23 protein-coding genes, 1 tRNA gene and 2 pseudogenes are annotated in these 26,312 nt (G+C 65.1%); 5 read left to right on the top strand and 21 right to left on the bottom strand.

Annotated features, from left to right (window positions below; all coding sequences use genetic code 11):
• Window positions 1-4 precede the first annotated feature (4 nt).
• From ASE66_RS24455 to ASE66_RS31600, 4 genes and pseudogenes are all read right to left on the bottom strand, one after another.
• The gene (locus tag ASE66_RS24455; RefSeq protein ID WP_057192354.1) at window positions 5-1,348 is read right to left on the bottom strand and encodes a glycoside hydrolase family 130 protein; all 1,344 of its coding nucleotides are present in this window, start codon (window positions 1,346-1,348) and stop codon (window positions 5-7) included.
• A 37-nt stretch (window positions 1,349-1,385) separates the two neighbouring features.
• Window positions 1,386-3,668 (bottom strand): glycosyltransferase family 4 protein, encoded by a 2,283-nt coding sequence (locus ASE66_RS24450; protein ID WP_057192353.1) that lies wholly within the window; start codon window positions 3,666-3,668, stop codon window positions 1,386-1,388.
• Window positions 3,665-4,621: a class I mannose-6-phosphate isomerase gene (locus ASE66_RS24445; RefSeq protein ID WP_082613707.1), complete on the bottom strand. Its 957-nt coding sequence runs from the start codon at window positions 4,619-4,621 to the stop codon at window positions 3,665-3,667. The genes ASE66_RS24450 and ASE66_RS24445 overlap by 4 nt, the downstream gene beginning before the upstream one ends.
• Window positions 4,622-5,271: 650 nt before the next feature.
• Window positions 5,272-5,430: pseudogene (locus ASE66_RS31600) on the bottom strand (DUF892 family protein); the annotation flags it as partial.
• 274 nt (window positions 5,431-5,704) lie between these two features.
• Here ASE66_RS31600 and rsgA point away from each other — a divergent pair.
• A complete protein-coding gene (rsgA, locus tag ASE66_RS24440) occupies window positions 5,705-6,583 on the top strand; it encodes a ribosome small subunit-dependent GTPase A (protein WP_413814290.1) in 879 nt (292 codons plus the stop codon).
• Window positions 6,584-6,721: 138 nt separating this feature from the next.
• On the opposite strand, the pseudogene ASE66_RS24435 reads toward rsgA, so the two are convergent.
• The 4 genes and pseudogenes from ASE66_RS24435 to glpK form a co-directional block, all read right to left on the bottom strand.
• Window positions 6,722-7,213 (bottom strand): annotated as a pseudogene (locus tag ASE66_RS24435) (transposase); the annotation flags it as partial.
• 96 nt (window positions 7,214-7,309) lie between these two features.
• Entirely contained in the window at window positions 7,310-8,503 is a 1,194-nt protein-coding gene (locus ASE66_RS31595) for a TIR domain-containing protein (RefSeq protein ID WP_082613706.1), read from the bottom strand.
• A 200-nt stretch (window positions 8,504-8,703) separates the two neighbouring features.
• Window positions 8,704-8,777 (bottom strand) — tRNA-Gln (locus tag ASE66_RS24430).
• A gap of 160 nt (window positions 8,778-8,937) precedes the next feature.
• Window positions 8,938-10,440: a glycerol kinase GlpK gene (glpK, locus tag ASE66_RS24425; protein ID WP_057192349.1), complete on the bottom strand. Its 1,503-nt coding sequence runs from the start codon at window positions 10,438-10,440 to the stop codon at window positions 8,938-8,940.
• A gap of 231 nt (window positions 10,441-10,671) precedes the next feature.
• Here glpK and ASE66_RS24420 point away from each other — a divergent pair, with 231 nt between their 5' ends.
• A complete protein-coding gene (locus ASE66_RS24420) occupies window positions 10,672-11,772 on the top strand; it encodes a Ppx/GppA phosphatase family protein (RefSeq protein WP_244495048.1) in 1,101 nt (366 codons plus the stop codon).
• Window positions 11,769-12,479 (top strand): RlmE family RNA methyltransferase, encoded by a 711-nt coding sequence (locus ASE66_RS24415; RefSeq protein WP_057193341.1) that lies wholly within the window; start codon window positions 11,769-11,771, stop codon window positions 12,477-12,479. The genes ASE66_RS24420 and ASE66_RS24415 overlap by 4 nt, the downstream gene beginning before the upstream one ends.
• A gap of 15 nt (window positions 12,480-12,494) precedes the next feature.
• On the opposite strand, the gene ASE66_RS24410 is transcribed toward ASE66_RS24415, so the two are convergent.
• Genes ASE66_RS24410 through ASE66_RS24400 form a run of 3 tightly spaced genes read right to left on the bottom strand, consistent with a single transcriptional unit; the run spans window position 12,495 to window position 15,418 of the window.
• Entirely contained in the window at window positions 12,495-13,172 is a 678-nt protein-coding gene (locus ASE66_RS24410; RefSeq protein WP_057192348.1) for an ABC transporter ATP-binding protein, read from the bottom strand.
• Window positions 13,169-14,416 carry an ABC transporter permease gene (locus ASE66_RS24405; RefSeq protein ID WP_057192347.1) on the bottom strand — a complete coding sequence of 416 codons (1,248 nt, stop codon included), beginning with the start codon at window positions 14,414-14,416 and terminating at the stop codon, window positions 13,169-13,171. The genes ASE66_RS24410 and ASE66_RS24405 overlap by 4 nt, the downstream gene beginning before the upstream one ends.
• A 3-nt stretch (window positions 14,417-14,419) precedes the next feature.
• A complete protein-coding gene (locus ASE66_RS24400; RefSeq protein ID WP_057192346.1) occupies window positions 14,420-15,418 on the bottom strand; it encodes an efflux RND transporter periplasmic adaptor subunit in 999 nt (332 codons plus the stop codon).
• Between the two features lie 159 nt (window positions 15,419-15,577).
• On the opposite strand from ASE66_RS24400, the gene ASE66_RS24395 reads away from it, so the two are divergent.
• Window positions 15,578-16,267: a TetR/AcrR family transcriptional regulator gene (locus ASE66_RS24395; RefSeq protein ID WP_057192345.1), complete on the top strand. Its 690-nt coding sequence runs from the start codon at window positions 15,578-15,580 to the stop codon at window positions 16,265-16,267.
• A gap of 6 nt (window positions 16,268-16,273) precedes the next feature.
• On the opposite strand, the gene ASE66_RS24390 is transcribed toward ASE66_RS24395, so the two are convergent.
• The 4 genes from ASE66_RS24390 to dctP form a co-directional block, all read right to left on the bottom strand.
• Window positions 16,274-16,714 carry a type II 3-dehydroquinate dehydratase gene (locus ASE66_RS24390; RefSeq protein ID WP_057192344.1) on the bottom strand — a complete coding sequence of 147 codons (441 nt, stop codon included), beginning with the start codon at window positions 16,712-16,714 and terminating at the stop codon, window positions 16,274-16,276.
• A gap of 17 nt (window positions 16,715-16,731) precedes the next feature.
• The gene (locus ASE66_RS24385; RefSeq protein WP_057192343.1) at window positions 16,732-18,027 is read right to left on the bottom strand and encodes a TRAP transporter large permease; all 1,296 of its coding nucleotides are present in this window, start codon (window positions 18,025-18,027) and stop codon (window positions 16,732-16,734) included.
• Window positions 18,024-18,464: a TRAP transporter small permease gene (locus ASE66_RS24380; RefSeq protein WP_244495094.1), complete on the bottom strand. Its 441-nt coding sequence runs from the start codon at window positions 18,462-18,464 to the stop codon at window positions 18,024-18,026. The genes ASE66_RS24385 and ASE66_RS24380 overlap by 4 nt, the downstream gene beginning before the upstream one ends.
• A 243-nt stretch (window positions 18,465-18,707) precedes the next feature.
• Window positions 18,708-19,691, bottom strand: coding sequence for a TRAP transporter substrate-binding protein DctP (dctP, locus tag ASE66_RS24375; protein ID WP_057192341.1), 984 nt, complete (start codon window positions 19,689-19,691; stop codon window positions 18,708-18,710).
• Between the two features lie 176 nt (window positions 19,692-19,867).
• Between dctP and ASE66_RS24370 the strand changes: the two genes are divergently transcribed.
• Window positions 19,868-20,542, top strand: coding sequence for a GntR family transcriptional regulator (locus ASE66_RS24370; RefSeq protein WP_057192340.1), 675 nt, complete (start codon window positions 19,868-19,870; stop codon window positions 20,540-20,542).
• Between the two features lie 82 nt (window positions 20,543-20,624).
• Here the strand turns inward: ASE66_RS24370 and glpX are convergent, their stop codons facing one another.
• The 6 genes from glpX to ASE66_RS24340 form a co-directional block, all read right to left on the bottom strand.
• A complete protein-coding gene (gene glpX / locus ASE66_RS24365; RefSeq protein WP_057192339.1) occupies window positions 20,625-21,623 on the bottom strand; it encodes a class II fructose-bisphosphatase in 999 nt (332 codons plus the stop codon).
• A gap of 97 nt (window positions 21,624-21,720) precedes the next feature.
• Entirely contained in the window at window positions 21,721-23,061 is a 1,341-nt protein-coding gene (locus tag ASE66_RS24360) for a homoserine dehydrogenase (RefSeq protein ID WP_057193339.1), read from the bottom strand.
• Window positions 23,062-23,195: 134 nt separating this feature from the next.
• Window positions 23,196-23,609, bottom strand: a complete 414-nt coding sequence (locus ASE66_RS24355) for a hypothetical protein (protein ID WP_210178647.1) — start codon at window positions 23,607-23,609, stop codon at window positions 23,196-23,198.
• Between the two features lie 151 nt (window positions 23,610-23,760).
• A complete protein-coding gene (locus ASE66_RS24350; RefSeq protein ID WP_057192337.1) occupies window positions 23,761-24,981 on the bottom strand; it encodes an LL-diaminopimelate aminotransferase in 1,221 nt (406 codons plus the stop codon).
• Window positions 24,982-25,155: 174 nt separating this feature from the next.
• Window positions 25,156-25,782 carry a glutathione S-transferase family protein gene (locus tag ASE66_RS24345; RefSeq protein WP_057192336.1) on the bottom strand — a complete coding sequence of 209 codons (627 nt, stop codon included), beginning with the start codon at window positions 25,780-25,782 and terminating at the stop codon, window positions 25,156-25,158.
• An 86-nt stretch (window positions 25,783-25,868) separates the two neighbouring features.
• A complete protein-coding gene (locus tag ASE66_RS24340; protein WP_057192335.1) occupies window positions 25,869-26,228 on the bottom strand; it encodes a hypothetical protein in 360 nt (119 codons plus the stop codon).
• Window positions 26,229-26,312: the final 84 nt, after the last annotated feature.

The raw sequence follows: 26,312 nt of genomic DNA, 5'->3' as shown, positions 1-26,312 counted from the left end.
CTTTTCACGGAGAGGCGGCCTGCCGCACATAGTGCGTCTCTTCCGCAACGACGGGATCCAGGGCCTGCAGAAGCGCTTCGATCCTGATCGTCGCGAAATTGCAGTAGGTGTCGGAGACTGCGTAGGGCAGGACGATCTGCCCGCCATGACGCATCGCACCGCAGGTGTAGACGACGTTGGGAACGTAGCCCTCGCGCTCGGACGGCTCCGGTCGGACCAGAGGTTCGCGTGAGCGCGCGAGCACCCGCGACGGATCCTTCTTGTCGAGAAGGACGGCGCCGATTGCATAGCGCCGCACCGGGCCGACGCCATGGGTGAACAGCAGCCAGCCCTCATCGAGCTCGATCGGCGAACCGCAGGTCCCGATCTGAATGAACTCCCAGGGATATTGCGGCTTCAGGATTGCGACGCCGCCGTCCCAGTTCATCAGGTCGTCCGAATAGACGAGATAGAGGTTCTCGTTGTCCTGCCGCGCGATCATGGCGTAGCGGCCGCCGATCTTGCGCGGAAACAGGGCCATACCCTTGTTCACGGCGGCGCTGCCCCGCAGCGGTGACATCCGGAAGGACAGGAAGTCGGTGGTCTCGATCAGCTCGGAGCGGATTCCCCTGCCGTTATAGGCCGTGTAGGTCGCCCGAAACACGGTACGCCCACCCTCGTCGAACGCGACGAAGCGCGCATCCTCGATGCCGTTCGACTGCGAGGCCGTGATCGGAAAGATCACTCGCTCGCTGATGTCGCCCTCCGGGGAGAACACCACCTCGACGTCGTCGCCATCGACGCGCACCATGCGGTTGCGGAAGGTCGCGATCGTCGCGAGGCGCGAGGTCGGATCGACGCTCAGGCTGCCGTCGGCAGCGACCGTGCCCGAGCGGAAGGTCAGGGACGAGATATGGCCCTCGCCGACCGCGCGCACGCTGAGAACGAAGCGACAACCGCCTGACGGAGCACCGGACTGGTCGGGGTGTAAAACGATGCTTGGGTTGAAGAGCGCCGCCGCCTCGAACGAATACTCGTGCAGGAAATAGGACCCGACCAACTGGCGCTGCGTCTTGGTGAACGCGCCGTGGGCCGTGAACACCTCCTCCATCTCGTCGGCGCGCGCCTCGAAGCGCTCCAGCAGGTTTCGGTGCCGGCCGTTGAAGTTCTCCAGCACCTCGGCGAGCTGGCTTGCTGCCGTTTCATGGTCCAGTGCCGTCACACGAGCGACGATGTGGTTCGCACGGAGCTTGTCCGTGGGGTTCATGTCGCGCGGATCGGGCGAGGGCCCGAAGCGGCGCACCACGACCCGGGCGGGATCCGGATACAGGTGCAAGGCCTGCCGGTTCAGGAAGGTGGCTTGCGACACGTCGCCCCCAAGTCGGTTTGTGCGGATCGCCGAAGGCTCAGGCGTGCAAGACCCGAAGCGGCGCCAGTTTCGGGCGGTCCCCGCTCATGCGGGACAGCTGGCGAATCTCGGCGAGGCTGAGAAGGTAGGATACCACGGATTCGCCGCCGCGGTTCTCATTGGGTCGGTCACGGTGCAGGCCGTCGCGGCAGGCGCCGGTATCCAGATCGACCAGCGGCGTCGACAAGTCGTTCTCGCCCATGAACCAGGCGAAGGCGCGCACAGCTTCGGCCCGCCATTGCGGGTCGCCATCGGCGCGCCAGGCAGCGAGGCAGGCCGAGATGGTCGCCGTGGCTTCCAGCGGCTGCTGGTCGAATGCCTTCGGCGGGCTGAGCCTGTCGCTGAAGCTGTCCGAGCCGACCGGCCTGAACAGGCCGGCAGGCGTGCTCTGCACCTCGACCAGCCAGCGCAGCGAGCGCAGGCCGGCTTCGACATAGGCGGGAGCCTGCATCGAAAGCCCGGTGGCGAGCAGTGCCTGGGGCAGCCGGGCGTTATCGTAGGAGAGACCTTCCTCGAACCAGACCCAGTCCGGTGTCTCGACCGTCGACAACAAGCCGAGCAGGCGGTCCGCCAGCAAGGATCTTAGCCGAGTGGTCGAGGGCGGCGCCGCGACTACGGCGCAGTAGGCGTCGAGGCCGAGCAAAGCGAAACTCCAGGCGCGGGGTGAGCTGAAGCTCTCGACGATGGGCAAGGCATCGGCGAACAGCGCTGTCGCCCAGCGCCGCCGCGATGGGCAGGTGTCGCTGCGCGCGCACTCGCCTAGAGCCCAGAGCGTGCGGCCATGGCTGTCTTCCGAGCCGACCTCCTCGAGCCAGCGTCGATCGAAGCTCATGAAATTGCGGAAGCGCTGCGCCTGCGGATTCCAGGCGTGCTGGACGAAGGACGCGAAGCGCGCCGTCAGCGGCTCGGGCAGGCGTTGCTCGCCGCCTCCGCCGAGAGCGCACGCGAGCAGCAGCGCGCGGGCGTTATCGTCGACGCAGTAGCCGTGCGTGCGATCTGGCACGGAATGAACGGCATGCTGGAACAGGCCGGTATCGTCGCACATGCAATGGAGATGCTCGGTGCGCAGCTCCGGCGGAGCGGACGGCTGGGCGAACGGCCTTGCCTGCGCCGGTCCGGCAACGACGTTCAGCAAACGGCCGCGGCGCGCCGTCTCGAATGTGGCGAGGTAGCGCTTTGCGGTCTGTTCCCAGGTCATCGAGCGGCTGCTGGCATAGGCGCGCCGGCGCATGGCCTGCCGCCGCTCGGCATCGGTCAGCAAGGCCGCGATCTCGTTGCCGGTCGCGACGACGTCGCCGAACGGCACCAGAACGCCGCGGCCGTCGGCAAGCAGTTCCTGGGCATGCCAATACGGTGTCGAGACGACAGCCTTTCCGAGCCCGAAACTGTAGGCCAGCGTGCCCGAGGTCATCTGCGCCAATTTTAGATAGGGCGTGACGTAGACGTCGCACATGGAAATGAAGCCCAGCAGCGTCTCGCGATCGACGAACTGGTCGAGGAAGACGACATGATCCTCGATGCCGAGCTCGTGGACACGCTTCTGCAAGCCGATGCGATAGGTCTCGCCCTGCTCGCGGACGAGATGAGGGTGCGTTGCACCCAGGACGACGTAGACCGCATCGGGTCGGCGTCTCAGGATCGAGGGCATCGCATCGATCATCACCTCGATGCCCTTGTTGGGCGATAGCAGGCCGAAGGTCAGGATGACCGAGCGGCCGGCGAAGCCGTGCCTGGCCTTGGCATCGTCCGGTTCGACGAAGGCGAAATCGGGAATGCCGTGCGCGATCACCTCGATCTTGTCGGCGGGAAGCCGATAGATCGTGCGCAGCAAGTCGCGCCCTTTCTCGGCCATGACGACGACCCGAGAGGAGGAATCGACGATCCGCTCCATGACGCTGCGTTGTGCGGGGCTTGGCTCCGACAGAACGGTATGGAGCGTGGTCACGACCGGCATCGTCAAACGTGACAGCAATCCTGTGAGATGCGCGCCCGCTTCGCCGCCGAAGATCCCGAATTCGTGCTGCAGGGAGACAACGTCGAACCGGCCGTCATTCAGGAAGTCGGCGGCACGCGCATAATCTGGGACCCGGTCGTCCTGGATCTGAAAGCCGACGGAGCCCGGATAGTCGTACCTCTCACCATCGTTCATCGCCACGATGGAGGTCGCCAGATCAAGGTCCGATGCGGCGACCGCCTGCTGCAGGTCCGTGGTGAAGGTCGCGATGCCGCAGCGGCGCGGCAGTGAGTTGCCGATGAAGGCGATGCGGTGAAGCGGGTTCAAGGTCGTGCCTCCATAAGGGGAATAGGCGAAACCGCCGGTGCGGCGAGCGCGAGGCGTCGGCGAGATTCCGCGCTCGTCGATGTGAGGGCATCGTTCGCTGCCAGCGGACGAAGCAGGTCGCCACTGGGCACCGCGGCCGCATAGGCTATGAGGCAGGTCAGACCCTGCTGCCCCGCCGCGATGCGCATGGTTTCGGCTTCGGCGAAGCAGCCATCGCCGACGCCTGCCTGCATCGGACCCAGACAACCATCGCCGGCGATGACGATCAGCCAGGTCTCCGGTCGCGCCCGCAGTTTCCACACCGATCCCGGCGCGAGCTCGAGCCGTTCAAGCACGAAGAAGGCACTCGCCACGAGCAGGGTCCTGGCGTTACCGAGCCCCCGCTGCGGCGCCTGCTCCGCAGCCGGCCCGGCATTGGCGGCGGCAATGCCGGATTCGATGTGGAGCTCGCGACCGCGGCCGTGATCGAACAGGCGGAAGGTGGTGTCACTGCGCTGCTGAATCTCGGCCAGCACGAGACCCGGGCCGATCGCATGGATCGTCCCGGCCGGGACGAAGATGACATCCCCCTCGACGACTTTTCGCCAGGAAACCTGCTGGAGAATGGAGCCGTCGCCGATCGCGGCTCGCAATTGCGCCTGTGAGAGTGATGCCAGCAGCCCGACCGCCACCGTGGCGCCGGGCTCGGCAGCAAGCACGTACCAGGCTTCGGTTTTGCCCCGTGTTAGCCCCATGGCCCGGGCGGCATCGTCATCCGGATGCACCTGGATCGACAGGGCCTCGCGCGTGAACAGCAGCTTGAACAGCAAGGCAGACTCAACAGCCGGATCGTGACGCTGGAACCAGATTTCACCGATGGTGACGCCTTGATGATCGGTTCCGCTCCACGGCTGGAGGTCGTGTGCCCCCCAGGGTTTAGGTACGGCCTGCAAGCGAGCCGGTTCGAGAGCCATAGCGAACTCCAAAGTCGCCGGGCTTCGACAAGCTCGACAGAATTGTCGAACGGCGCTGCGGCGGGGCCGGCAAAGCATTGATGTCGGCGGGAGACATCGGATTCCCTCGGGCTCAGTCTCTTGAACCGGGATTTTTTTAGTTCTCGACGATCACAACAGCTGGCAGTCCTTCTCAAGGGCTGCAGTGAGGCTGCCTGCGCGCCTCGAAGTCCGGCGGTAGAAATGGAAACGAAAAGCGGACGGAGATTCCGTGACGCGATCGGCCGCGACGACCTCATGCCTCATGGTATGATTTCGAAGCGTCAGAGATTCCCGACAAACCGGGAAAGCGTTTCACGGCAATACCCCGGCGTGCGATTAGCGTTTTGATCGCTGACCGCCAAGGCTCGGATATAGGATCAGTTTGGCATTAAACAATACACTAAGATATTTTTATTTTCGAAATGCGTTCAAAGTTAGATTTTGAAAGGAATTTTCTCATATAAAGCATTGCAACAGGTTGATTACGCGCGTTATTTTTATTTGATACGATCCAGTTTATATAATTATTCTGCTTCCTGTCGCATTTTTCTTGGACGGCTTCGCCCGCACGACAAACAATCAGGCCCGCCGAATGGCGCTTGGCGGGCCTGATCGTAAGCTGATCGAACTCACGCCGCCTTCGCGACGGCCGCTGAATTCGTCGATTTGCTGATTTTCGTGAGCAACTCGTCTGTCTTGGTCTCCTCGGCGAGCGTTGCGTCGAGTAGGGCGACAGCGTCCTTGTGGCCCAGCTGCTGGGCCCACGACTTGAGGGTGCCATAGCGGGCGTCGAGCGCGGGGCTGGCGCGACCGCGAGTTCGGCGTCAGGGACTGCGCTCACTTTCCGTCTTCCGGCGCTTGCAAGCCAGCCTAAAACCCCGCTCTATCGGCGCCCATGACGAGGACGCCGAGCGGTGGGGCGATACTGTGACGCAAGTCGACACTGCCTCCGCACCACTGTCGCTTGCGGCGCTGGGCTGGACGGATTTCTTTGCACATCAATGCGAACCAGATGACCCCTGCCTCCGGCCTGCGCGCATCTCCTCTGTACACCGCACCCGCATGAGCGCAATCACGCCCGATGGGCCGATCAGGCTCAAGCTGCCGGTCCATACCAATACGGGCGACTTCACGGTGGGTGATTGGGTGCTGGTGGAGCCCGGCACACATCTGCTACGGCGCCGGCTGGAGCGCGCGACGGTGTTGGCGCGGCGCACCGAGGGCAGCCTGACGCCGCAGCTTGCCGGCGCCAATATCGACACGCTGTTCATCGTCACCTCCTGCAATGCTGATTTCAACGTCGCGCGCCTGGAGCGCTATCTCGCGCTGGCCAATGAGAGCGGAGCCGAGCCCGTCATCTTGCTGACCAAGGCCGATCTCGTGCCGGACGTTCAGCCCTATCTCGATCAGGCCGCCGCCCTGCAGCGCGGGCTGGCTGTTGCAACCGTCAATCCGCGCAGCTCTGAAGCGGCGGCTGCGTTCGCGTCTTGGTGTGGCGAGGGCCGCACCCTCGCGCTGGTCGGGTCGTCCGGCGTCGGCAAATCGACGCTTGTGAACGCGCTTGCCGGCACCATCGAGGGCGAACCGCAGCAGACCGGCGACATCCGCGCCCACGACGCTAAGGGGCGCCACACAACGACGTCGCGCTCGCTGCATGCGATTGCCTGCGGCGGCTGGGTGATTGATACGCCGGGCATGCGTACGCTCCACGTCAGCGATGCGGCGTCTGGTCTCGAAACGCTGTTCGCCGAGATCACGGAACTAAGCCCGCTCTGCCGCTTCCGCGACTGCAGCCATGAGCACGAACCCGGCTGCGCGGTTCAGGATGCAGTTGCCAAAGGCGTGATCGACCCTGAGCGTCTGGCACGCTGGCGCAAGCTCGACCTGGAGAACAGAGCAAAGACGGCGAGGGTGAAGGGGCTGAGGGGAAAGGGGCGGTAGGCGGGGCGTCTGATTTCGTCGAGCTCAAACCTCAGCTGCTCGCGCCCTTTTTCACGGGGCGGGTTCCCGACCTCTTGTCCTAGTCGAGCTCGTAAGCGCGTTGGTCAGGATCCGGTTCCAGACGCGGTCGGGCCGTNNATAGCGATCATACCAGCGGTAGAACGTGGCGCGGGGAATGCCGAGCTTGTCCAGTGTGCGCCGTGCCGGCAGATGCTAGGCCTCGACCAGCCGGATGATCTCGGCTTTCTCGGATGGGGGATATCCCATGTGTCCTCTTCCCATCCGCGAGCATGCTTTTTTGAGCAGGCGGTTTTCCAGGGGCAGATCGGCCATGGCCTCCTTCAGCGCCTGTGCCTCACGGCGCAGGTCCTTCACTTCAGCGGAGGTCGCGGCGCGGGCCGTGTCACCCGCCAGCCGGCGTTTGCCGGCATCGAGGAACTCCTTCGACCAGCCGTAATACATCGACGCGGCGATCCCCTCGCGCCGGCACAGCTCGGCGATGCTCTCCTCGCCGCGCACGCCCTCCAGCACGATGCGGATCTTCTCTTCGGCCGAGAACTGTCGCCGCGTCGCTCGGCGGATGTCCTTTACGACCTGCTCGAGAGCGAGTTCTCGCCTGTAGACAGCCAAGCAGCCGACGCTCTCAACGTCATGACCGCCAGCAGCCACAATCTAACGGCGAGCCAGCGGCATGCATGGGCTCGGTTCGTGCTGTCGCTGAGACGATTAGCCTGAAGCCGGCGCCGTCTCAGAAGGCCTTTGCTGCCAACGCAGATGGCTCCAGCCTAAGGCCTCTGCCAAGTGCTTGGGTATAAGCTGATGGATATCCCATTTCGAAACCAATACAGTTCTAATTCCGTCGGCGTAGCAGGACACTTGATAAGGCGGAAAATAGAACTCAACACCCTCTTTCGAGAACCCATAAAACTGGAAGTGAGACCACTCCTCGGTTCCGCCGCATATCCAGTTCATGCACTCGTTTGAATCAACAAATTCATTAAGTAGTTGCTTGTAAAGATTCTTTCTACAGATATCTTGAATGATAGGAAATACCTCGTTTGAAGACTGAAACAGATCCATTGGCCCTGGTATCATAGTTACCGGGTCTAACGTAAAATTATAACTCTCTATGTGCTCCATCCCATGTGCGGCGCCAGCGTTGTAATAATGAATCATGTATGGCAGCGATAGAACATGATTGCAAATTACTGGCTCTCTGCAATGAGCAGAATATGTATTGGTCCGCATATATCTGCTTTGTCCAAAAGAATAATCAACAGAATTTTGGCTAAATTTTACCTCCCTCTGTTTAGAGACGGATTTTAGAATGACTCCTCTGACGATGCCGTTTATATCAGATACATTATCAATTTCAGATGATGAAAGCTCCATAATATTAAACTCCGCCTCGTATCCGGGGAGCCCATCCCATTTTTCTTTGTAATTCCTCTCGACCCACCTTATGCGATTATCTACCTGGACAGATCTAACGTGCTGGCCGATTTGATTCAATTGTTCAGATATCGCCGCATCGATCTTAGCAGCGGCGTTCGACTCCCACGCACGAACCATATGAAGATGCGCTACCGAATCCGGATACGCTGGAAGTTCGTCTAACAATACTGGAATGATATAGATGTCGCTTGTTAATTTCTCTTCTGCTTTAAGGAGAGCGAGTTTGATTTCTCGCTGAGCGTATCCGCGTCTATCGACGGAATTTTCTGACATAAACAATATCACAACAGCCGACCTGCCAAGGGCGCGTCGGATTTCGGCGTCCCAGTTCTGCCCGGCTACTAAGCGCCGGTGGTCCATCCAGATATTGAAATTAGCTCTCTCAAGATCGTCGACAAACGGATCTACGCGCGCTCGGTCAGGACTGGCGTAACTGATGAAAATCAGGGGTTCGCTTTCGGCCATGGGAGATCGATCGCCTCTGAATCAAATTCGTAAGCTCATTGAGTAGGGCGCAGCTGACGAGTCGCCAAGCGGAGCGCGTCCTGCGTTTTAGGCGTGCGGAGTGGCAACGCCGTGCCCAACTGTCGCTGTCACGTGCGACTGTTACGGATAGCTGTTACGGCGCTTTTGATTATCGGTTTAAAATCAACCACTTAGCAAAGTGGCTGGGGGACTAGGATTCGAACCTAGACAACCAGAGTCAGAGTCTGGGGTCCTACCGTTAGACGATCCCCCAACGGGCGCGTTGTGGTGCGACGCGTCGGATGGCCGCGATCTAAACAACCTCGCGCCCGGTTGCAAGCCTTCTGTGACGATTTCGACATGCAAGACGTGCACGACAGCTCGCGCAACGCCCGGAATGCCCCCAGCACGAGTGCTGGCGCGCGGAAAACGCTTCAGCCGGCGCTGAGCGTGCGCCTGACCGCGTCGCGCCAGCCGGCGACGTGGTTGCGGCGGGTCTCCTCGGCGAGGCCCGGCGAGAATCGCCGCTCCAGCCGCCAGCGATCGGCGAACTGGGCCGGCTCGGGCAGAAGGCCGGCATCGAGGCCGGCGAGATAGGCTGCGCCCAGCGCCGTCGTCTCCAGCACCTGCGGCCGGTCGACCGGAGCGGCGAGGATGTCGGCCAGGCGCTGCATCGTCCAGTCTGAGGCGACCATGCCGCCATCGACGCGCAGCACCGTCTGCGCACCATCGGCCTCGGGCCAGTCGGAGCGCATCGCCTCCAGCAAATCGAGCGTCTGGAAGCAGACCGAATCGAGCGCGGCGCGGGCGAATTCGCGCGGGCCGGTGTTGCGGGTCAGCCCGAACATCGCGCCGCGGGCATTGGCGTCCCAATGCGGCGCGCCGAGGCCGGTGAAGGCCGGCACCAGATAGACCTGCTGGCCGGGATCGGCATTGGCCGCGAGCGGGCCGCTGTCGGAGGCCTTCTCGATGATGCCGAGCCCGTCGCGCAGCCATTGCACCGCGGCGCCGGCGATGAAGATCGAACCCTCCAGGGCGTAATGGCGCACGCCCTTGAGCTGGTAGGCGATGGTCGAGAGCAGGCGATTCTGCGAGGCGACGGCCTTGGTCCCGGTGTTGAGCAAAGCGAAGCAGCCGGTGCCATAGGTCGATTTCAGCATGCCGGGCTCGAAGCAGGCCTGGCCGACGGTCGCGGCCTGCTGGTCGCCGGCGATGCCGCGAATCGCGATCGCGCCGCCGAGCAATCCGGGCTCGCTGTCGCCGAAATGCGCGGCGCAGTCGCGGACCTCCGGCAGCATCGCGGCGGGAATGTCGAGCAGCGCCAGCAATTCCTCGTCCCACTGCCCCCGATGGATGTCGAAGAGCATGGTGCGCGAGGCATTGGTCGCGTCGGTGGCGTGGACGCGCCCGCCGGTCAGGCGCCAGAGCAGGAAGCAATCGACCGTCCCGAAGGCGAGCTCCCCGCGCCGGGCGCGCTCGCGCGCGCCGGGGACATGGTCGAGAATCCAGGCGATCTTGGTACCGGAGAAATAGGGGTCGATGCGCAGGCCGGTGCGCTCGGCGACGAGCTTGCCATGGCCATCCGCCTCCAGCGCGGCGCAGCGCTCGGCGGTGCGCCGGTCCTGCCAGACGATGGCGCGGTGGATCGCCTGTCCGGTTTTGCGGTCCCAGACCAGGGTGGTCTCGCGCTGGTTGGTGATGCCGATCGCCGCGACCTCCCCTGCCCGCGCCTCGGCTCGCGCCAAGGCCTGCCGGCAGACCGCAAGCGTGCTGTCCCAGAGGTCCTCCGCCTCGTGCTCGACCCAGCCCGAGGCCGGGTAATGCTGCGGGAACTCCTGCTGGGCGCTGGCGACCGGCTGGAGATTCTCGTCGAACAGGATGGCGCGGGAGGAAGTCGTGCCCTGGTCGATCGCCAGGATCATGCGCCGCGCCGCCATGCCGTTTCTCCCGATCAGTCGCTGCCGGGCTCGGAATGCCGGCTCGCTTCGAGCTTTGCCGCGAAGGCCGGGTACAGGCAAGCACGAGAGAGCCGCCGCAGTTTCGCCACAGGTTCCGCTTGGCAGAGGCTGTGTGCTGTTGTTACGCTGCCTTCCGAATGGAAACGTTCCAGCCCCGTGCTGGACTCCCGGCGGCCGCGGAAGTGGCCATGGCCGGCGAAGGGTTAGCAAGTGACGGTCGAAGACCGCCAGGAATCCGACCGCCCCCTCGTGGCGGCGGTCCCGCTACCGGGCGAGCGGCCCGCGCCGCCGGATGCCGCTCGATTTGCTCCGGCACCGTTCCAGCGCCCTCCTCCGACCACCTATGCCGCGCTCGATCTCGGCACCAACAACTGCCGCCTGCTGATCGCGCGGCCGGCGCAGCATGGCTTCCGGGTCGTCGACGCCTTCTCGCGGATCGTGCGGCTCGGCGAAGGGCTGAGCGCCAGCGGCCGGCTCTGCAATGACGCGATGGACCGCGCCGTCGAGGCGCTCAAGGTCTGCAAGAGCAAGATGGACCATCGCGGCGTCACCCGCGCCCGCCTGATCACCACCGAAGCCTGCCGCGCCGCGACCAACGGAGTCGAGTTCGTGCGCCGTGTCGGCGAGGAGGCGCAGCTGGACCTCGAGATCGTCGACCAGCGGACGGAAGCCTCGCTCGCCGTCACCGGTTGCGCCGCGCTGGCGGCGCCGGAAGCCGGTGCGGTGATCGTCTTCGACATCGGCGGCGGCTCGACCGAGATCGTCTGGCTCGGCGGGCGCGAGGCCGGGCGCGATCCGGCCTCGCGCATCCGCGAATGGGCTTCGCTGCCGATCGGCGTCGTCTCGGTGGCGGAGCGCTATGGCGGCGTCGAGGTCGGGCGCGAGAAGTTCGAACGGATGGTCACCGATTGCAGCGAGGCGCTGGCGCCTTTCGCGGCGAAGGCAGCGGCGGCAAGGAACGCACCGAATTTCCACCTGCTCGGCACCTCGGGTACGGTGACGACCGTCGCCGGCATCCACTTGCGCCTGCCGCGCTATGACCGGCGCCAGGTCGACGGGCTGTGGATGCATGAACGTGACGTCTGCAGCGTGATCGACGAGCTCGTCGCGATGGATTATGCCCAGCGTCAGGCCAATGCCTGCATCGGCCGCGAGCGGGCCGATCTGGTGCTCGCCGGCTGCGCCATCTTCGAGGCGATACGGCGCGCCTTCCCGAGCCCGAAAGTGCGCATCGCCGATCGTGGCCTGCGCGAGGGCATTCTGCTCAGAATGATGCACGAGGATCGCGCCTGGTGGCGCCGAAGGCAATGACGACAACCAAATCAGGCGGCGGCGCACGCGATCTGCGCATCAAGGTCAAGAAGCCGGCCAAGCGCAGCCATTCCTCGCAGCTCTGGCTCGAACGCCAGCTCAACGACCCTTATGTGAAGCGGGCGCGTGAGATGGGCTATCGCTCGCGCGCAGCCTTCAAGCTCGCCGAGATGGATGAGCGCTACAAGTTCCTGAAACCCGGCCAGAAGCTGCTTGATCTCGGCTGCGCCCCAGGCGGCTGGTGCCAGATCGCGGCGGCGAAGGTCGGCCTCGAACAAGGCAAGGGCCGGATCGTCGGCATCGACCTGCTACCGGTCGACCCGATCCCGCATGTCGAGCTGATCGAGCTCGACTTCATGGCGGAGGAAGCTCCTGCCCTGCTGATGGAGAAGCTCGGCGGCAAGGCAGATGGCGTGATGTCCGACATGGCCGGCAATACCACCGGCCACAAGAAGACCGACCATCTCAGGATCATCGGCCTCGCCGAAGCGGCGCTCGAATTCGCCAATGACGTGCTGGCGCCGGGCGGCTTCTTCCTGGCCAAGCTGTTCCAGGGCGGCGACACGGCCGAGCTGCTGGCGCAGCTCAAGCGCGACTTCACCCAGGTCCGCAACATCAAGCCGGCGGCGAGCCGAGCCGATTCCTCCGAGCTCTACGTGCTGGCGACGGGCTTCCGGCGGAAGCCCGAACCGGCTGCGGAAGACTGACGCAGAAGCCCCACCTCAAGCCTCCGCCTGCCGGCCATCGACCAGATGGACGCGGCGGCTCGCCCTGGCCGCCATGTCGATATCGTGGGTCACGGCGATGACGGTCTTGCCACGCTCGCGCACCAGCGCGTCGAGAATGGCGAAGACCTGCTCGGAATTCTTGCTGTCGAGGCTGCCGGTCGGTTCGTCGGCGAGGATCAGCGGCGGATCGTTGGCAAGCGAGCGTGCGACCGCGACGCGCTGGCGCTGGCCGCCCGAGAGCTGGTCCGGCCGCTTGTCGAGATGATCGGCGAGACCGAGCACCGTCAGCAGTTCCGTTGAGCGCTCGCGCATGGCGGCAGTCCCGAGCCGACCCAGCCGGCGCATTGGGATCTCGACATTCTCGCGGACGGTGAACTCCGGCAGCAGGAAATGGAACTGGAAGACGAAGCCGAGCGTCGCCAGCCTGATCTCGGCCCGCTCACGCTCGCTGAGCCCGGCGGTATCCCTGCCCGAGATGGTGAGCGTGCCTGCTGTCGGCCGGTCGAGCAGGCCGAGCAGATAAAGCAGCGAAGACTTGCCCGAGCCGGAGGGACCAGTGATCGCGACGAACTCGCCCTCGCCGATGGTCAGGGTGATGTCATGGACCAGCGTCACCGGCACGGCGGCAGGCAGCACGCGGGTGAGCCCCGTCGTCTCGATCAGCGCGTTCATGTCGCGCCCCGGATGATGTCGACCGGGTGGAGGCGCGCCGCCTGCCTTGCCGGCAGGTAGCCGGCGACCCCGGCCGAGACCAGCGCGAAGCCGGCGGCGATCAGATAGTGCCAGATGCTCCAGGCCAGCGGCAGGCGGGTGATCTCCTGTGCGACGCTCGCGCCCGACAATTCGAAGCGGACCAGCGAGAGCGCAAAGCAGAGCGAGAATCCGACCGCCCAGCCGATCAGCGAGCCGCCAGCGCCGAGCGCCAGCCCCTCCAGCAGGAAGAGGCGGCGCATGTCGGTCTCGGTGAAGCCGAGCGACTTCAGGATGGCGATGTCGCGCGCCTTCTCGTGGGTGATCGTCGAGATGATGTTGAAGATGCCGAAGCCGGCGACGAGCAGGATCGCGCCGACGACGGTGTACATGATGACATTGCGGATCACGAGCGCCTCGAGCAGCGACTCGTTCGCCTCCTGCCAGGCGACCGCCTTGTAGCCGATCTGCGCTTCCGCCCGGCGCGCGACCTGCGGGGCAGCAGCGGGATCGTCGAGCTTCAGCCTGATCTCGTTGATCGCGTTCGGGCGCTCGCTCAGGATCTGGGCGCTCTTGAGCAGGACATAGCCCTCGCCCTCGTCGCGGGCGGTGGTGCCGGTGTGGAACAGGCCGACGATCTTGAAGGCGCGGCTCTGGCCAGTGGAGGAGACCACCGTGACGGTGGTGCCGAGCTTGGCGCCGAGGCGCTGCGCCAGCCGGTCGCCGACGACGATGTTGTTCCCGCCGGCGATCAGCGAGGTGAAGCTTCCCTGGCGGAAATCCTTGGCGAGCGAGGAAACCTTCATCTCGGCCTGCGGCTCGATGCCGATGATGGCGATGCCGACATCGCGCCCGGCATAGCGCACCACCCCTTGCGTCTTCAGGCTGAGCGCCAGCCGCCCCGGCACCCAGGCGCGCAGCATGGCCGTCGCCTCGGTCGGGTTGAGGATGCCGCGCCGGTCGTCCTTCGGGCGCAGGCCGGCGATCCGGGCCGCCGCGAAGGCATCCTGTGCCGGCTGGCGGCGGGCCGTGCGGTATTCGTCGGTGATGTCGACATGCGGCATGGTGTCGACCAGCCTCGCGACGAAATCATCCTCGCCGCCCTGCATCAGCGCCGCCATGGCAATCGAGAAGCCGACGCCGAGCGCAACGCCGATGATCGCGACCAGCGTCTGCCGACCGCGGCCGCGGATATGCGTCAGCGCCAAAGCGAGGATCAGGCGCATGGCTCACCTGCCCTGCTGCGCGACACGTGCGCCGTCGCCGAGCTTCGCGGGAAAAGGCGCGATCACGCGCGCCGCATCCTGCAGGCCGGAGACGACCTCGACATCGCCCGTGCCGCGAATGCCGATCGCAAGCTCGCGGCGGCGGGCGACATCACCTTCGACGATGAAGACCGCATTGCCCTGCACGGCGGCGACCGGCAGCAGGAGCGCGTTCTGTGCCACCCGCACGATGATGTTGAGCTCGACCGTCATGCCGATCAGCAACGGGGTGTCGTCCGGCAAAGCGAGATAGACGCGATAGGTCTTGGCGACGGGGTCCCCCTTGGGCGTGATGCTGTCGACGGTTCCCTCCAGCGCCCGCCCCGGAAAGGCGTCGGCCCGGATCAGGACGCGCTGGCCCGGCTTGACCTGCGGGATATCCTCCTCGTTGACCTCGGCGACGACGCGCAATGGCTTGGCCTCGCCGATCCAGAACAGGACGGTGCCAGGCTCGGCGATCTCGCCGACCTCGCCGTCGCGACGCAGCACGGTGCCGCGCATCGGTGCGCGCAGCAGATAATTCTCCAGGCGCGCGGTCTGGCCGGCGATCAGCGCCGAGGCCTGGCTCATCTCGCTGCGCGCCCGGTCGAGCGCCTGCAGGCTCATCACATTGCGTTCGACCAGCACCGCGAGACGGTCATGTTCGGCGGTGGCGAGTTTCTGGCGGGCTTTGAGCTCGGCCAGAGTCGCCTCGGCCTGGGCACTGTCGAGCCGGGCGAGGATCTGCCCCTGCTCCACCCGCTGGCCCTCGCAATCGCAGCGCTCGATAACGCGCTCGCGCACCAGCGCCGCGACCTTGGCCCAGTTGCGCGGCTCGACGGTGCCGGTGGCGTAGACGATCTCCGCCGCGTCGCCGCGTTTTGGCGCGACGGTCGCGACCGCGGTCGGCTTCGACAGCGACCAATAGGCGCCGCCGGCGGCGACCAGGGCCGCGACGGCAAGAAGACTGCGAGCGAATTTCACGGCACCCTCCGCGGGAGGCCTCGCGCGAACGTGCTCGACCCAGGAGTTTCGCGGGTCTGGAAGCGTTGCGCCGGCAGCGTCTCTCGCGCACAATCGCAAGAGACCGACCGTCGGTCATTTTACAGACCGACGGTCGGTCGTCAAGTGAGAGCGAGAAGCATGCCCCGTGTCGTGAAGCGCCCCGATGACCGCCGGAACGAGATTCTCGATGCCGCACAGGCGCTGTTCTTCGAGCGCGGCTACGAGCGGACCACCGTCAATGACGTCATCGCGCAGATCGGTATCTCGAAGGGCGGCTTCTATCACCACTTCTCCGCCAAGGAGGATTTGCTCGAAGGGATCACCGCCCGGCTGGCGCAGGACGCCGTCGCGCGCGTCCGCGATCTCCTGGAAGACCCGTCGCTCGACGCCCTCGCCCGGCTGAACGGCTTCCTTGCCCGCTCACGGCAGATGAAGGTCGAGGATGCTCCGAAGTTGCGGGCGGCCTTCGACGTGGTCTTCCGGCCGGAGAACCTTGTGCTCTACCATCGGATCAACGCCGCCTCGATCGCGGTGATGCGGCCGGTGCTGACCGGCATCATCGCCCAGGGCAAGACGGAAGGTGTCTTCGCCGTGCCCGATCCCGAGGCTGCCGCCGAGATCATCCTGCATCTCGGGGCGAGCACGCACGATGCCGTCGCCCGCACCATCGCAGCCACTGGCACGGCGGACGAAGACGCCGCGATCGAGGCGCTCGACCAGCGCCTGCGCTTCTACGGCGTCGCGGTAGACCGCATTCTCGGCCTGCCCGATGGCAGCATCCCCTTCGTCGAGCCAGGCTTCACCCGTGCGGTGATGACGGCGCGCTGAGCGGCCTCAGCTGGCGCGCGCCGCCAGATCGATCGCGGCCGTCACCGCCACCGCATAACCCTGCGCGCCGAGCCCGGCGATGATCGCCGTCGCCGCCAGCGAGACGTAGGACTTGTGGTAGTGCGCCTCGCGCCGGTGGATGTTCGAGATGTGCAGTTCGACGATCGGGCCGGGAAACATCTTCAGCGCGTCGAGGATCGCGATCGAGGTGAAGGAATAGGCGGCCGGGTTGATGACGATCGCCGCGCCCTTGTCGATCGCCTCGTGGATCCAGTCGATCAGCTCATATTCGCGATTGCTCTGGCGGAAGACGATCTCGCGCCCGTCAGCAGCCTCGCGGCAGAGCGTCTCGACCTCGACGAGCGTGGTCGAGCCGTAGATCTGCGGCTCGCGCGTGCCGAGCCGGTTCAGATTGGGACCGTTGAGGACGTAGATCGGTTTGGTCACTAGTCGGTCCTGTCCTGTCAGCCCTGGTAGCCCATCAGGCGTGGCAGCCAGAGCACGAGGCTGGGGAAGAAGGTAATCAGCGCCAGCGCAACGATCATCGCTCCGAGGAACGGCATGCATTCGCGCACGATCTGGCGCAGCGGCACCTCGGCGATATTGGTCATGATGAAGAGCAGCAGGCCGTAAGGCGGCGTGATCAGCCCGAGCATGATGTTGACGACGACGACGACGCCGAAATGCACCATGTCGATGCCGAGCGCCTTGGCGGTCGGGATCAGCACCGGCACAACGATCAGGAGGATCGCGGTACCTTCGAGCAGGCAGCCGAGGATCAGCAGCAGGACGTTGACGAGGATCAGGAAGCCGAGCGGCGAGAGGTTCCAGCCGGCGAGAAAGGCGCGCAGGGCGTCGGGGATGTTCTCGATGGTGACGACATAGTTGAAGACGAGGGCACCAGCGATCAGCATGCCGATCGAGGCGGTGGTGCGGGCGCTGTAGGCCAGGGAATTGTAGAAGGCCTGCAGGCTGACGCTGCGATAGAGCAGCACCGAGACGGCGAGCGCATAGGCGGCAGCGACCGCCGCGGCCTCCGTCGGCGTCGTCGCGCCGCCATAGATGCCGCCGAGCAGCACGACCGGCATCATCAGCGCCGGGAAAGCGCGCCAGGTGATGCCCGGCCACTGGCGCAAGGGGATCGGCGGCTCGACCGGAAAATTACGGCGCTTGGCGGCCGTGGCGACGATCACCATCTGCGCCAGCGCCATCAGCAGGCCGGGGATGACGCCGCCGAGGAAGAGGAAGCCGATCGAGGCGTCCGAGACCAGCGCGTAGATCACCATCGGGATCGAGGGTGGGATGATCGGCCCGATCACCGAGGAGACGGCGGTCAGCGCAGCGGCGAAGGCCGGCGGGTACTTGCCGTCCTTGGTCATCATCGCCTGCATCATCCGCCCCGTTCCGGCGGCGTCGGCGATGGCGGAGCCGGACATGCCGGCGAAGATCACGCTCTGGACGATGTTGACATGGGCGAGCCCGCCCCTGAAGCGGCCGACCAGCGCATCACAGAAGCGCAGCAGCCGCTCGGTCATCGAGCCGATGTTCATCAGCTCGGCCGCCAGGATGAAGAGCGGCACGGCGAGGATGACATAGTTGGTGTACATGCCGTTGAGCAGTTGCTCGGCGGCGATGGAGAGGTCCTGCCCGGCGACGAGGAGATAAAGGATCGAGCCGGCGATCATCGCATGGCCGATCGGCAGGCCGAGCAGCGACAGCGTGATGATGGCGAGAATGGCGAGGGAGAAAGGCGTGCTCATACGCCCGAACTCGCCTTGGTCGGATCGAAGGCCTCGGGCGCCGTGCCGCGCAATGCCCGAAAGCCGAGCCAGAGATAGCGGATGATCGCACCGACCGCGAAGGCGATGTAGATCGCGTAGACCCAGTTGAACGGCAGCTTGAGATAAGCGGTGCGCTCGACCTTCATGAAGGTGACGTAGTCGACCATCGCCGGCAATGAGATCACGTAGAGCGCAACGAGGGCGATCGCCGTGATCAGTGCCATCACCCGGCGCGGGCCCGGGCCGACGGCGCCATAGATGATGTCGAAGCGGATCTCCTCGTTCTCGCGGACGACGAAGGCGGCGCCGAACAGCACCAGCCAGAGCCAGAGGATGACGCTGATCTCATGCGTCCAGCCGATCGGGAAATTCAGCAGATAGCGGAAGACGATCTGGACCAGGAAGACGACGAACATCGCCCCGAGCATCAGCACGAGCAGGTTCTCGGCCCGGCGCGCCATAAAGGCGCCCAGCGCNNGCCGCGCCGGCCCCGAAGGGCCAGCGCTAGAACTGATCGCGTAAGCCTAGCGAACGCTAGAGCAGGATGCGAAAAAGTGGGAACCGGTTTTTCGCTATGATCCTGCTCTAACTCTTTAATGAGAGACGGATTCAGATTTCAGTTAGCATCGCCTTGCGATTCCAACTGAAATCATCCGGCTCTAGAGCGCGTTGATCTTGTCGAGCATGCCCGGCGTCCAGCCCTTGGCCAGTTCGGACTCCAGATACTTTTTCTGAGCAAAGTCGCGGAAGGCCTTGAGATCGGGCGCATAGACCTCGAGCCCCTGCTTCTTGAAGAAGTCGACCAGCTCGGCCTCCTTGGCGAGGTGCTCCTTGGTGCTCCAGTCGATCGCGGCGTCGGCCGCGGCCTGGAAGGCGGCCTGTTTCTTCGCATCCATCCCGTCCCAGACCCGCTTGGTGACGCAGAGCAGGTCGAAGCCGACGAGGTGAGAGGTCAACACGATCTGCGAGGAGACCTCGTAGAACTTCATGTTCTGGACGTTGGGCAGCGGGTTGTCCTGGCCGTCGATCGCGCCGCTCTGCAGGCCGGTATAGACCTCGGCATAGGCCATCGGCGTCGGATTGGCGCCGAGCGACTGGCCGAGGAACTGCCAGGCGTCGCCGCCGGGCATGCGCAATTTGACGCCGGCGAGATCGGCCGGGGTGCTGATCTTCTTCTTCGGCTTCAGGCCGACCTGGCGGGCGCCGAAATAGGTCGGCCCCAGGATTTTGATGTTGAGCTTGTCCTCGGCCATCTTCTTGAGGTCGCGGCCGACATCGCTGGCGAAGGCCTTCTTGAGATGGTCGGCGTCGCGGAAGAGATAGGCCGAGGTCACGATCGACCAGGCCGGAATCTGGTTCGAGACGTCCTGCGGCGCGATGTTCCCCATTTCGAGGTTGTTGCGCTGCATGGCGACCAGCTCGGTACCCTGCTTGAACAGGTTGCCGCCGTAATAGGGCTGCAGCGTGAAGTCGTCTTTGATGGCCTCGGCGAAGCGCTTCATCATCTCGGCGCGGATGTCCTGCTCGGAGAACACCGCCGAGAAGCGCAGATTGGTCTTGCCCTGCGCGAACGCGGCGCCGCCCGTCAATGCCAGCGCGCCACCGGCCGCCAGCAGAGCACGCCTGTCGATTCCCTGTTTCATGCCGTTCCTCCCTGTGCGGGTTGGCCCCGCTTCGAGGCAGACCATGCCGAAGCCCTCGACACCAATCAACTGGTATTTTCGATTTCCTCTGACGATTTTGATTTCACCATACCGATTGTACCCACCCACCCGCGCCGCTAAGCTGCGCCCTCTGCCGCAGTCCACACGGATCACGCATGCTGAATTACGCGCCGCCGACCGCCTCGATCGGAGAGCTCGCCTATCGCCGCATCCGGGCCGATATCGTCTTCGGCAGGCTCGCACCGGCACAGCGGCTGAAGCTCGACGATTTGCGGGAAACCTATGGCACCAGCGTCAGCACGCTGCGCGAAATCCTGAACCGGCTCTCGTCGGAGGGACTGGTCGAGGCCGAGGGGCAAAAGGGCTTCATGGTCGCACCGGTCTCCGCCAGCAATCTCAGCGAGATCGCGGCACTGCGGCTGCTCCTGGAAGGGCATGCCCTGGCACAATCCTTCGCGACCGGAGACATGGAGTGGGAAGGCCGGGTCGTCGCCGCACATCACAAGCTGGCGCTGATGGAAAAGCGCATGCTCGACAATGACCGCGCCGATCCCGAGCTTTGGAAGCGCTATGACTGGGAATTCCATCATGCGCTGATCTCGGCCTGCGGCTCGCAGGTGCTGATGGAGACGCACGCCTCGGTCTATGACCGCTATCTGCGCTATCAGATGGTCGCCGTGATCTTCCGCGGCGAGGCGGCGGCGCAGGAGCACCAGATTCTGCTCGACTGCGCGATGCGGCGCGACATCGCCCGTGCCACGGATGTCCTGGCCACGCATATCAACGCCTGCGTCGAGCACACGCTCGCCGGCGGCACCCTGCAGGGCTGAAGCAGCGCATCGTCAGCTCAAAAACAAAAGCCCGCTCTGCAGCTTTGCGGAACGGGCTTTGCCGTCGCAGTCAGCCCAGCGCTCAGTCGAGCTGGAACTTCGAGAACTCGCGGTGCTCGCCATAGATGCGGCGGACGGTGCCGGTGATCGAGCGGTAGACGATCGTCTCGGTCTCGATCACGTCGGGCCCGAAGCGCACGCCCGAGAGCATGCCGCCATCGGTGACGCCGGTGGCGCAGACGATGACGTCGCCCGAGGCCATCTCGGCCATGTCGTATTTGTGGTTCGGATCCTTGACGCCCATGGTCGCGGCGCGCGCCCTCTTCTCCTCGGTGTCGAGGATCAGGCGGCCCTGCATCTGGCCACCGACGCAGCGCAGCGCGGCGGCTGCGAGAACGCCCTCGGGCGCGCCGCCGATGCCGAGATAGAGGTCGATGCCGGTCTTCTCCGGCTCGGTGCAGAAGATCACGCCGGCGACGTCGCCATCGGTGATCAGGCGGATCGAGGCGCCGGTCTTGCGGACCTCGGCGATCAGCTTCTCATGGCGCGGCCGGTCCATGATCAGCGTGTTGATCTCGTGCGGCTTCACGCCCTTGGCCCTGGCCAGCGCATTGATGTTGTCCGCGGCCGAGGCGTCGAGATCGACGACGCCGATCGGGTAGCCCGGGCCGATCGCGATCTTGTTCATATAGACGTCGGGCGCATAGAGCAGCTGGCCGGCGCCGGCCATCGCCATCACCGCGATCGAGCCCGGCATGTCCTTGGCGCAAAGCGTCGTGCCCTCGAGCGGGTCGACGGCGATGTGGACCTTGGGGCCCTGCTTGTTGCCGACCTTCTCGCCGATGAAGAGCATCGGCGCCTCGTCGCGCTCGCCCTCGCCGATGACGATCTCGCCGTCGATCGGCAGGCGGTTGAGCTCGCGCCGCATCGCATCGACCGCGGCCTGGTCAGCCGCCTTCTCATCGCCATGGCCGCGCAGGCGGGCGGCGGCGACGGCGGCACGCTCGGTGACGCGCACAAGTTCCATCGAGAGATAGCGCTCGATGATCTGGTCGGGGGAGATGCGGAGATCGACGGACATGGGGGACTCCCTAAGCGCGATTAGCGGTGGGCCGAGGCAAATGGCGAACGGACTGGCGAGGATATGGCGAAGCCGCGGATGGCCACGCCTACCATGCTCATTCCCGCTCGATACGGATGACTTGCGGCGCTTCTGCGATGTGGCCGTCGGCGCTGACCTTCTCCAGCGCGGCGCGGATCGCCCGCTCGCTGGTGGCGTAGGTGATCAGCACGACAGGAACCGGCGCACCGGAACGCCCGCCGGGATCGCGCTGGGCGGCAATCTCAGAGCGACGCTGCACGATGCTCTCGAGCGAGATGTCGGCTTCCGCCATCCGAGTCGCGATCGCGGCCGCAGCTCCAGGGCGGTCGGCGACGGCGAGGCGAATATAGTAGCCGCCTTCGTGACGCTGCATCGGCGCGCGCGTCGGCTGCTCCAGCCGCGCGACCGGCATGCCGAAGGGATGGCCGGCGGTGCCGCGGGCAACGTCGGCGATGTCGGCGATCACGGCCGAGGCGGTCGGGCCGCCACCGGCGCCAGGGCCGACCAGGGTGATCTCACGCACCGCGTCGGCATCGATGGTCACCGCATTGGTGACGCCCATGACCTGCGCGATCGCAGACGACTTCGGCACCATGGTCGGATGCACGCGCTGCTCGATGCCGGTCTTGGTCCGCTCGGCGACGCCGAGCAGCTTGATCCGGTAGCCGAGCTCGTCGGCCATCTTCAGGTCGAGCGGCGTGATCGAGGAAATGCCTTCGACATGAATCGCTTCGGCGTCGATCCTCGTACCGAAGGCGAGGCTGGTCAGGATGGCGAGCTTGTGGGCGGTGTCGAAGCCCTCGACGTCGAAGGTCGGGTCGGCTTCGGCATAGCCGAGGCGCTGGGCATCCTTCAGGCAGGCCTCGAAGGTCAGGCCCTCCAGCTCCATGCGCGAGAGGATGTAATTGCAGGTGCCGTTGAGGATGCCGTAGAGTCGGCTGACATTGTTGCCCGTGAGCGCCTCGCGCAGCGTCTTCACCACCGGGATGCCGCCGGCCGAGGAGGCCTCGAAGGCGAGCGCCGCGCCATTGGCCTCGGCGAGTTCGGCGAGCGCGACGCCATGGGCAGCAAGGAGCGCCTTGTTGGCGGTGACGACGTGCTTGCCGGCCGAGAGCGCAGCCTCGACGGCCTGCTTGGCCGGGCCGTCCGAGCCACCGATCAGCTCGACCAGGCAGTCGATGTCACCAGAGCTGGCGAGCGCCACCGGATCGTCGAACCAGACGAAGCCGGAGAGATCGATGCCGCGATCGCGGTTGCGGTCGCGGGCCGAGACCGCGGTCACCCGCACTGGCCGGCCGCAACGGGCGGCGAGCGCGTTCTCCTGACGCTTCAGAATGCCGGCGACCGCCGCGCCGACTGTTCCCAGGCCGGCAATGCCGACGCGCAGGGGCCTGATCTCGGAGGGAGCAGCGTGCATGGTCATGGTCGGCGGGGTCGCATGAGGCGCGCGGGGAGTCAACGGCGAAGGGGTGTAGGGAACCCTTTCGGAAACGCTGGATTGAGTACGCAATGAGGAGAGATCGCAAGGCTCAAGGTCAGCTTCGACCGCCTTCACTCGAAGCGGCAGACGACCTCGGCGGCGAGCTTGTGGATCTTGCCGCCCTCGAAGCCGAGATAGAGCCGCAGCAGCTGGTTGCCGAAGGCGGTGATCTTGATGGTGCGCAGCGCCTCGATGCTGTCGCCATCCGCCAGGGTGGAGTTCTCGTCGACCGGCTTCCAGAACCAGGGCTTCGGCGCCCGGATCACGGTCTGCGCCAGCAGTTGTTCGGCTTCGGCGCGGCCCATGCCGGCCGGGAAATACTTGGTCGCAATTTCGGTCGCGTCGCGGCCGCATTCCTTGGCGCGCGAAGCGGTCAGCACCTCGGCGATCAGGGCTGAGTCTGTGTCGGTGTTGCGGCCGCGCGAGAAATCATAGGTCGCAAACAGGCAAACCAGCGCGAACAGGCCAAAAACGATCCCGATCAACCGGCCTTTCGAGACCATGATGCGCGCTCAATCCCTGCTATCCGCCCCGCCGCTTGGGTTCCCATGTTTCGGAGGCTCGGTCCAGTGCCGGCGTGCAACACCGGCCCCGTCATTGCGCTTGCAATGACGGGGCGATGCGTCAGCTGCTCCCCTACCCTGCCTTCGGCATCTGGATGACGTTGTGCAGGGTCTGATCCGCGGTCTTCAGGAAACGCCCGACATTGCGCGCGGCCTGGCGGATGCGCTGCTCGTTCTCGACAATGGCGATGCGGACGTAATCGTCGCCATGCTCGCCGAAGCCGATGCCCGGCGCGACCGCGACCTCGGCCTTCTCGATCAGCAGCTTGGAGAACTCGAGCGAGCCGAGATGGCGGAACTTCTCCGGGATCGGCACCCAGGCGAACATCGAGGCCTGCGGCGCCGGGAACTCCCAGCCGGCCTTGCCGAAGCTCTCGACCAGCGCATCGCGGCGCTTGCGATAGACATCGCGCATTTCGCGGATGCAGTCCTCCGGGCCGTTCAGCGCTGCCGCCGCCGCGACCTGGATCGGCGTATAGGCGCCGTAGTCGAGATAGGACTTCACGCGCGCCAGCGCCGCCAGCAGCTTCTCGTTGCCTACCGCGAAGCCCATGCGCCAGCCGGCCATGGAGAAGGTCTTCGACATTGAGGTGAACTCGACGGCGACGTCGATCGCGCCCGGCACCTGCAGCATCGAGGGCGGCGGGTCGTTCTCGTCGAAATAAACCTCGGCATAGGCGAGATCGGAGAGCAGAATCAGGTCGTGCCGCTTCGCGAAGGCGACGAGGTCGCGATAGAAATCGAGCGAAGCGGTATAGGCGGTCGGGTTCGCCGGATAGCAGGTGACGAGCGCGATCGGCTTCGGCACCGAATGCGCCATGGCGCGCTCCACTGCCGGGAAGAAGGCCGGCGTCGGCTCGGCCGGGACGGAGCGGATCACGCCGCCCGCCATCAGGAAGCCGAAAGCATGGATCGGATAGCTCGGATTGGGCACGAGCACGACGTCGCCCGGGCCGGTGATGGCCTGCGCCATATTGGCGAAGCCTTCCTTCGAGCCGAGCGTCGCGACGACCTGGGTGTCGGGGTTGAGCGTCACGCCGAAGCGGCGCTGATAGTAATGCGCCTGGGCGCGACGCAGGCCGGCGATGCCCTTCGAAGCGGAATAGCGGTCGGTGCGCGGTTTGCCGGCGGTCTCGACCAGCTTCTCGATGACGTGCTTCGGCGCCGGCAGGTCGGGATTGCCCATGCCGAGATCGATGATATCGACACCCTTGGCGCGCTCGGCTGCCTTGATCTTGTTGACCTGTTCGAAAACATAGGGCGGCAGGCGTTTGATGCGGTGGAAGTCGGTCATCTCGGCAACAGGTCCTTGCGGATCGCCGGCCCGGAAGGCGGCCGATCACATTCTTGCGTTGAGATGCCTTACCACCGCAACTTTCGCCCCGACAGAGCAAAATAAGCAAGATTCATCGAAAGGCGACGCATGCCACCCGCGAGCAACGCCTAGGGACGGTCTGCCGATCAAACTCTAGGCCGGCGGGATGAAGGGCTGGCTGATCGCCTGGAAGACCTCGAGCGCCTCGCAGCGGGCCGAATGCGCCGCCAAGGCGGGATAATCGCTCAGCACCACGAGATCGGGATGTGCGTCGCTGGCGAAGCGCAAGGCGCAGGCGAGCGCGACATCGGCATGACCGATGCGGTCACCGAACCACCAGTCGCTGCTCCGCTCGGCCCGCTCCCGCTCCAAAGCGGCGAGGACGCTGGCGATCTGGCTGCGGCAGCGCCCGGCCCAGATCTCCGAGACCTGATCGTGCAACCGCACTTCGTAGAACAGACTGACCGCTTTCTCGGCCAGCCCCATCGCCAGCCCGGCGACACGTAACGCCGGATGGCGCGCCGGCTCCTGCCGGGGGAACAAGGCGCGCTCAGCCGGAACCAAGCCGTCGAGATAATCGAGCATGGCATGGCTCTCGACCAGCACCAGCCCGTCATCGAGCTCGAGCGTCGGCACGCGGACCAGGGGATTGAGCGGCGCGATCCTCTCGCCGTCGCCGAAGACCGACCAGGGCCGGTGCTCGAAGGGCAATTCGTAGAGCGTCAGCGCAATGCCGACGCGGCGCACGAAAGGCGAATCATACTGGCCGATCAGGATCATTGCGGAGGCTCCGGCGCGAAGACCGCGATTGGAGCCGCCTGACCAGCGTCAAGCAAGCCACCTCGCGCGCAGCCATACCCTCATTCTTACGGCAACGGCGGCGGAGCAGGCGGCGGCGCCGGGGGTGGCAGGACCTTGCCCAGGCTCTGGGCCTGCGTGCCCGCCGCCTCATTCGATGTCCGCTTGGCTTCGAGTTCCGCCTCGAGCTTCTTGAATTCGTCGACAGTCTTGCGCTTGGCCTGTCGCGAGACGGTCGTGCCGATCGGAATGAACTTCGGATCCTGCGGCCTGGTTTCGACCACGAAGGGCTTGGGTTCGCCCGGCGTCGTGGCGAAATCGGTCATCTCGGCCACGCCACGCGCCGCCCCGCAGCCTCCGAGCGCGGCTCCGACGAACAGGACCAGCCCAGCCGCCTTGAGCGAGATTTGAGTCCGCCTGTCAGCCATCGCCCTGCTTCCGCAAAATTTCTTTGTCACTCATACCGGTTAGGTCCTTAATGGGTCCAAAATGGGGAGTGCAACTCCTGCGTA

The organism is Allobosea sp. Root483D1, from assembly GCF_001429505.1.
Taxonomy (GTDB): domain Bacteria; phylum Pseudomonadota; class Alphaproteobacteria; order Rhizobiales; family Beijerinckiaceae; genus Allobosea.
Note: the sequence above shows the minus strand (reverse complement) of the source record. Positions and strands in the feature narration are given on the sequence as shown.

Excerpts from the sequence above, each read along its gene's own strand:
- ASE66_RS24370 (WP_057192340.1), top strand. The coding sequence starts at position 19,868 with ATGCTGAATTACGCGCCGCCGACCGCCTCGATCGGAGAGCTCGCCTAT.
- ASE66_RS24415 (WP_057193341.1), top strand. The coding sequence starts at position 11,769 with ATGACGACAACCAAATCAGGCGGCGGCGCACGCGATCTGCGCATCAAG.
- ASE66_RS24340 (WP_057192335.1), bottom strand. The coding sequence starts at position 26,228 with ATGGCTGACAGGCGGACTCAAATCTCGCTCAAGGCGGCTGGGCTGGTC.
- ASE66_RS24350 (WP_057192337.1), bottom strand. The coding sequence starts at position 24,981 with ATGACCGACTTCCACCGCATCAAACGCCTGCCGCCCTATGTTTTCGAA.
- ASE66_RS31595 (WP_082613706.1), bottom strand. The coding sequence starts at position 8,503 with ATGGCCGAAAGCGAACCCCTGATTTTCATCAGTTACGCCAGTCCTGAC.
- ASE66_RS24405 (WP_057192347.1), bottom strand. The coding sequence starts at position 14,416 with ATGCGCCTGATCCTCGCTTTGGCGCTGACGCATATCCGCGGCCGCGGT.
- glpK (WP_057192349.1), bottom strand. The coding sequence starts at position 10,440 with ATGGCGGCGCGGCGCATGATCCTGGCGATCGACCAGGGCACGACTTCC.
- ASE66_RS24345 (WP_057192336.1), bottom strand. The coding sequence starts at position 25,782 with ATGATCCTGATCGGCCAGTATGATTCGCCTTTCGTGCGCCGCGTCGGC.
- rsgA (WP_413814290.1), top strand. The coding sequence starts at position 5,705 with ATGAGCGCAATCACGCCCGATGGGCCGATCAGGCTCAAGCTGCCGGTC.
- ASE66_RS24380 (WP_244495094.1), bottom strand. The coding sequence starts at position 18,464 with ATGTTCGTCGTCTTCCTGGTCCAGATCGTCTTCCGCTATCTGCTGAAT.
- ASE66_RS24410 (WP_057192348.1), bottom strand. The coding sequence starts at position 13,172 with ATGAACGCGCTGATCGAGACGACGGGGCTCACCCGCGTGCTGCCTGCC.
- ASE66_RS24360 (WP_057193339.1), bottom strand. The coding sequence starts at position 23,061 with ATGCACGCTGCTCCCTCCGAGATCAGGCCCCTGCGCGTCGGCATTGCC.
- ASE66_RS24385 (WP_057192343.1), bottom strand. The coding sequence starts at position 18,027 with ATGAGCACGCCTTTCTCCCTCGCCATTCTCGCCATCATCACGCTGTCG.
- ASE66_RS24395 (WP_057192345.1), top strand. The coding sequence starts at position 15,578 with ATGCCCCGTGTCGTGAAGCGCCCCGATGACCGCCGGAACGAGATTCTC.
- ASE66_RS24445 (WP_082613707.1), bottom strand. The coding sequence starts at position 4,621 with ATGGCTCTCGAACCGGCTCGCTTGCAGGCCGTACCTAAACCCTGGGGG.
- dctP (WP_057192341.1), bottom strand. The coding sequence starts at position 19,691 with ATGAAACAGGGAATCGACAGGCGTGCTCTGCTGGCGGCCGGTGGCGCG.
- glpX (WP_057192339.1), bottom strand. The coding sequence starts at position 21,623 with ATGTCCGTCGATCTCCGCATCTCCCCCGACCAGATCATCGAGCGCTAT.